The sequence below is a fragment of the uncultured Capnocytophaga sp. genome (genome assembly GCF_938029845.1).
Classification (GTDB): domain Bacteria; phylum Bacteroidota; class Bacteroidia; order Flavobacteriales; family Flavobacteriaceae; genus Capnocytophaga.
On sequence record NZ_CALHGG010000032.1, the window covers coordinates 1 to 4,906 of the forward strand.

General features: G+C 40.1%; 6 protein-coding genes and 1 pseudogene. 2 read left to right on the forward strand and 5 right to left on the reverse strand.

The genetic code is table 11. The features are described 5' to 3' along the window. Positions 1–203 (reverse strand): annotated as a pseudogene (locus tag Q0625_RS02565) (DUF438 domain-containing protein); the annotation flags it as partial. Between the two features lie 126 nt (positions 204–329). Between Q0625_RS02565 and Q0625_RS02570 the strand changes: the two are divergent. Together Q0625_RS02570 and recA are read left to right on the forward strand one after the other, a co-directional pair. Beyond that, entirely contained in the window at positions 330–842 is a 513-nt protein-coding gene (locus Q0625_RS02570) for an inorganic diphosphatase (RefSeq protein ID WP_298823333.1), read from the forward strand. Positions 843–911: 69 nt separating this feature from the next. Continuing rightward, a complete protein-coding gene (gene recA / locus Q0625_RS02575; RefSeq protein ID WP_298823334.1) occupies positions 912–2,075 on the forward strand; it encodes a recombinase RecA in 1,164 nt (387 codons plus the stop codon). 66 nt (positions 2,076–2,141) lie between these two features. On the opposite strand, the gene Q0625_RS02580 is transcribed toward recA, so the two are convergent. The 4 genes from Q0625_RS02580 to Q0625_RS02595 are packed head-to-tail and all read right to left on the reverse strand — an operon-like array spanning position 2,142 to position 4,644. Then, on the reverse strand, positions 2,142–2,948 hold the full coding sequence (locus tag Q0625_RS02580) for a carboxypeptidase-like regulatory domain-containing protein (RefSeq protein ID WP_298823335.1): 807 nt from the start codon (positions 2,946–2,948) through the stop codon (positions 2,142–2,144). A 44-nt stretch (positions 2,949–2,992) separates the two neighbouring features. After that, on the reverse strand, positions 2,993–3,625 hold the full coding sequence (locus Q0625_RS02585; RefSeq protein ID WP_298823336.1) for an ABC transporter ATP-binding protein: 633 nt from the start codon (positions 3,623–3,625) through the stop codon (positions 2,993–2,995). Further along, a complete protein-coding gene (locus Q0625_RS02590) occupies positions 3,585–4,553 on the reverse strand; it encodes an ABC transporter permease (RefSeq protein ID WP_298823337.1) in 969 nt (322 codons plus the stop codon). Before Q0625_RS02590 ends, Q0625_RS02585 begins: the two co-directional genes overlap by 41 nt. Next, complete coding sequence (locus Q0625_RS02595) at positions 4,513–4,644, reverse strand: hypothetical protein (RefSeq protein WP_298823338.1); 132 nt, start codon at positions 4,642–4,644, stop codon at positions 4,513–4,515. The genes Q0625_RS02590 and Q0625_RS02595 overlap by 41 nt, the downstream gene beginning before the upstream one ends. Between the last annotated feature and the right edge of the window lie 262 nt (positions 4,645–4,906).

Here is a 4,906-nt window from a genome sequence, read left to right on the forward strand (position 1 = left end):
TTTTGTTCCAAGAAAGGAAAGAGCTGATTCTCTTTTCTCTGGAAGCGTTTCTCCACAGTGGAAAGGTGGTTGAAGAGATTGTAGAACTTCTGGTAATCCTCCTGAGGATTCGTTTTCATAATTTCTTCTAATAAGTTCTGAATAAGTTCCGCTTCATGCAGATAGGTGCGTATAGGATGCCCTTCGGGTAATTCTGAATACATATTTGTAAGGGTATTAAATGAGTGGCAAAAGTACAACTTTTTTTTGAAGAAAGAAAGATAAATATTTGCTTTGATGGTTTTAAAAAAAAGGTTATCTTTGCTCTCTAATTTTCAAAAACAGTAAAAATGACAAAAGAAACAACTTTTGATGTACTCATTGAAATTCCTAGAGGAAGCAGAAATAAGTACGAATATGATTTTGACTTAGGTAAAATGCGCTTTGATAGAATGCTACATACCTCCATGGTATATCCTACTGATTATGGATTTATCCCTGAAACCTTGGCCGATGACGGAGATCCTTTGGATGTTTTGGTGATCTCCACCATTCCCTTTTTCCCTGGTTGTGTAGTGGAAGTAAAGCCTGTGGGTATCCTCTATATGTCCGATGAAAAAGGAGGTGATGAGAAAGTACTTTGCGTGCCTAAGGCCGATCCAATGGTTAAATCCCTTAGCGAACTTAACCAAGTAAATCCGCATCTTACCAAAGAGATAGAACATTTCTTCAAAGTATATAAGGACTTGGAAAACAAGAAAGTAGAAGTACGTGGTTGGGGAGATGCTAGCGATGCACTTAAGGTATACAAGGAATGTATTGAGCGCTATCAAGGACAAACCGCGAAAAAGTTTGTTCTTTAATTGTCAATGGCTAATGCCATTAGTCATTGATCATTGACAATTAACTATTAATCATTAACAATTAAAAAGATGGCAAAGAAAGAAAAAGAAAAAGTAGAGGAGATTAAGGACAAGGAAGCTAAAGCACAAGCTCTAAAATTGGCTTTGCAACGCTTGGAAAAGTCCTTTGGGAAAGGAACAGTGATGCGTCTTGGAGACAAGGTAGCCGAGAAAGTGGAGGTGATTCCTTCAGGTTCTTTGGGCTTGGATATAGCCTTGGGTGTAGGAGGTTATCCTCGTGGTAGGGTGATCGAGATCTTCGGTCAGGAATCTTCTGGTAAGACGACCCTTACACTACATGCCATTGCCGAGGCACAGAAACTCGGTGGCTCTGCGGCCTTTATAGATGCGGAACACGCCTTTGACCCTTCGTATGCGAAAAAAATAGGGATAGATGTGGATAACCTGATCATCTCCCAACCAGATAATGGGGAACAAGCCCTTGAAATCGTAGATGGATTGGTACGCTCTGGGGCTGTGGATATTATCGTAGTGGATTCCGTGGCTGCTCTTACCCCTAAAACTGAAATAGATGGTGAAATGGGAGACTCCAAAATGGGAGTACATGCCCGCCTTATGTCCCAAGCCTTGCGCAAGATCACAGGAAGCATCAGTAAGGCTAACTGTGTGGTGATGTTTATCAACCAGTTGCGTGACAAAATTGGGGTGTCCTTTGGAAATCCTGAGACTACCACAGGGGGTAATGCCCTCAAGTTCTACTCCTCTGTACGTATAGATGTGCGCCGACAAGCCGCTCCTCTGAAAAACAAGGATGGAGAAGCTTATGGTAGCCTTACCAAGGTGAAAGTGGTGAAAAATAAAGTAGCCCCACCTTTCCAGAAAACAGAGTTTGAAATTATCTATGGAGAAGGTATTTCCAAGGTATCCGAAATCGTGGATTGGGGAACCGACTTTGATATACTCTCCAAGAGTGGTGCTTGGTATAGTTATGGTGGTACCCGCTTGGCCAATGGTCGTGATGCGATGAAGGCCTTACTCTATGACAATCCTGAAATGGCTGAAGAGATAGAAGGAAAAATCAAAGAAGCCGTTAAAGAAGGAAAAGTAGTGGTAAAGAAAAAAGGCAAGACCAAGACAGCCACCAAAGACAAAGCCGCTGATCCTGATGAAGATGATGAATACGATGAACCTGAAGAGGACGATGATTTCCTAGAAGAGGAAGAAGACGATTAGTAGAGGTTAGTGGTTAGTGATTAGTTGTTAGCGGCTAATCACTAACCACTAACCACTAACTACTAATCACTGTCTTCCCTTAATGGAGAAAGGAATCCCCAGTCCCAAGGGGATTTTCTCTAAATCATTATCAATAGTGGTACGCATCCAGCCACCATTGGCACGGCAGCGGATTTTTAGGTCGCTGTCCTTACTTCCCTTTAACTCAACAATTTGTACAGCTACCCAAACCACTCCCTTGGGGACAAACACGGATAACTCCTTAGTGAAAATCTGTCGCTTGCGGCTGATGGGCACCTCTATATAGATAGGTCTTTCTATCAAGGGCTTAAAGAGGGTATGCTCCTTATTACTCTGATAGACTACCACACGCAGTACACAACGGTCAAGGGTGTTGGCCACAATATTCATCTCAAACTTCGTAAGAAAAGTATCCTTGTGCAGAGAGATAAAGTCGCCCAATTCCTCCTTGTTTCCTTCCTCATCTTCGGTCGTTTCCTGGGCGGGAATGCTCATAGTAACAATGGTAGGTAAGCCCTTTCCCTTGAGCGTACGCTCCTTAGGCTGCTTGGCGGTAAAGGTCGCTTCAGGAAGTACAATCTCAGCTGCCTCCAATACCACTTTGTCGGTAATATCCTTCTTTACAAGCACCTTATGCTTATAGCTCAGATGTCCAAAGTAGATGCTATCGGTATCCTTAGCATGGAGCGCATCCAAGGAAAAGCCTCCCTGCTCATCGCTGATAAGACCTTTGGAAGTGCCTTTGACACCTATATTTACATATTCAATAGGACGACCTTGACTGTCCTGTACCACCACTTTTTGTGCAAACCCACTCAGGGAGCAACAACATAAAAAGAGAAAAAACTTCATGTTAGTTTTGAATTTTAAGTTTTTAGTTTTGAGTATGCCAACTATTAATCATTAACCATTAATAACTGTTCTATAGTATTGATATTTTTGGGAGTGAAATATTGAAAATCAGCGTTTTGTAACAGATATATACATTCACAATCTTGCAAGGTCTCTAAAAGATGAGAAGCTACCCATACGATATGCGTTTGTGCTAAAGAACGGAGCAACTGCTTGATATGTAGAGAGGAAGAAATATCTAGTCCATTGAAAGGCTCATCAAAAATATAGAGAGTATAAGGTTTCTGTAAGAGGGCATTGTAATATACTTTCCTACGCATACCAGTAGATAATTGCTTGATAAGTAGTTTTTTATCTATATCAAAAACATAGTTCTCAGGAGGAGCTATACCCAAAAGTTTGCTGTAAAAAGTGTAGAATTCCCCTACGGTAAGGTGTTCATATAAGTAAGGTTCTGTAGGAACAAAAGCCACTTGGTCAGATGAAAGCGTTTTCTTATTATATAAAATCTCTCCTTGGTAAGGTTCCAAACCACTAAGGCACCTGAAAAAGGTTGTTTTGCCTGCTCCATTGACCCCCACAACTCCATAGAGACCAGGTTTCTCTATAGTAAGAGAAATATGATTTAGAATAATCCTATCTTGGTAGCTCTTTTCTAAGTGGTTTATCTGTAACATATTGGTGTTTTTGAATATTTTTTATAGCTAAGAAATAGAAATAGGGTAGTAGTAACAAAGGGAGTATGTAGAATACTCCTGAGAAAATGACCATAATAGCAAAAGATTGTGGGAGGGGTTGGTTGAAAAAAGCATATTTGGTAAGTACGCCGACTATAGCAACTCCCAAACAGAGGAATAAAACGGCTATTTTGTCTGTACCAAAGCAAATAAGGTAAGTGAGTCCTATAGGAGAAAAGACTAAGGTTGTATTCTTAATCCCCGCAATAAGTTGGCTATGTAAGTAGTTCTTTCCTCGCTGAGCAGCTATGGTGATATAAGAGGGGTGTTCTCTTTCAAAATAAGGTATGCAACACACTAAGCCCGTTGCTCCAAAAGCAAAAAGTGCTAAGTTAGGATTGTTATATACACCTGCTATGACCACAAGTCCTATAAGGAAAGGTAAAGAGAAAAGGAGCTTATATTTGCGGAAAGCAGTATGCCAGAGCGGATCCGAAAGAGAAAAGGGGTAAGGTATGGTAAGTTGTCGCTGCGCAAGCCATGGGATAAGGCAAAGTCCTAAGAAATAGAGGGCAGCCCAAAGATAATCCTCTTTGCCGATAAGCAGTAGTATAAAGGGTAGATTTTCTATACAATATTCTCCTAATAGAATGCTCCTATAATGAGGATGGGTGCAGAGTAAAGGCAAATCTTCCCTGCCATTATGATAGGAAAGCGTAGCGAGTGGAAAAAGGGTTAAGAGCCAAGACCATGAAGTATAGTGTAGGTATAGCACATACAACGCCCCTGCCATAGCTGTGATAAGAACAACGATGGTCAGTAGGTCTCCTTTGGCAAAGAGCCTTCGGTAATAGATATAGGATAGGTATAGGGAAAGTTGCATGAGCTTACAGACCTTTTCCTTTATGATATCCCTCCCAAAAGGCATCTACTAAGCGCTGTAAGTCTTGACGTAAGAGGACACTCAGTAGTGCGGCAGTTATTACTATTAGAAAATTACGTTTTGTACTTGTTTTCATAAGATTGTTTATTTTGGTTTAGTACTTAAGTTTTGTGAGTTGTTTTTAGGTTACTATACAGACTATTGCTTACTGTCTCAGTGTGTTAAAGAATAAATGGGTTCTTCAGTTTTGGGTATGATAATTCGCTACAAAGATAAGAAAAAAAGTAAAGAAATACCTTTATGACTTAAATTTATTAAGAATAAAAATATCATAACAATTGTTTGTTTTTTTAAATTTTTTATTATACCTTTGCCCAAAATATAACGATTATGAGTAA

Excerpts from the sequence above, each read along its gene's own strand:
- Q0625_RS02570 (WP_298823333.1), top strand. The coding sequence starts at position 330 with ATGACAAAAGAAACAACTTTTGATGTACTCATTGAAATTCCTAGAGGA.
- recA (WP_298823334.1), top strand. The coding sequence starts at position 912 with ATGGCAAAGAAAGAAAAAGAAAAAGTAGAGGAGATTAAGGACAAGGAA.
- Q0625_RS02580 (WP_298823335.1), bottom strand. The coding sequence starts at position 2,948 with ATGAAGTTTTTTCTCTTTTTATGTTGTTGCTCCCTGAGTGGGTTTGCA.
- Q0625_RS02585 (WP_298823336.1), bottom strand. The coding sequence starts at position 3,625 with ATGTTACAGATAAACCACTTAGAAAAGAGCTACCAAGATAGGATTATT.
- Q0625_RS02590 (WP_298823337.1), bottom strand. The coding sequence starts at position 4,553 with ATGCCTTTTGGGAGGGATATCATAAAGGAAAAGGTCTGTAAGCTCATG.
- Q0625_RS02595 (WP_298823338.1), bottom strand. The coding sequence starts at position 4,644 with ATGAAAACAAGTACAAAACGTAATTTTCTAATAGTAATAACTGCCGCA.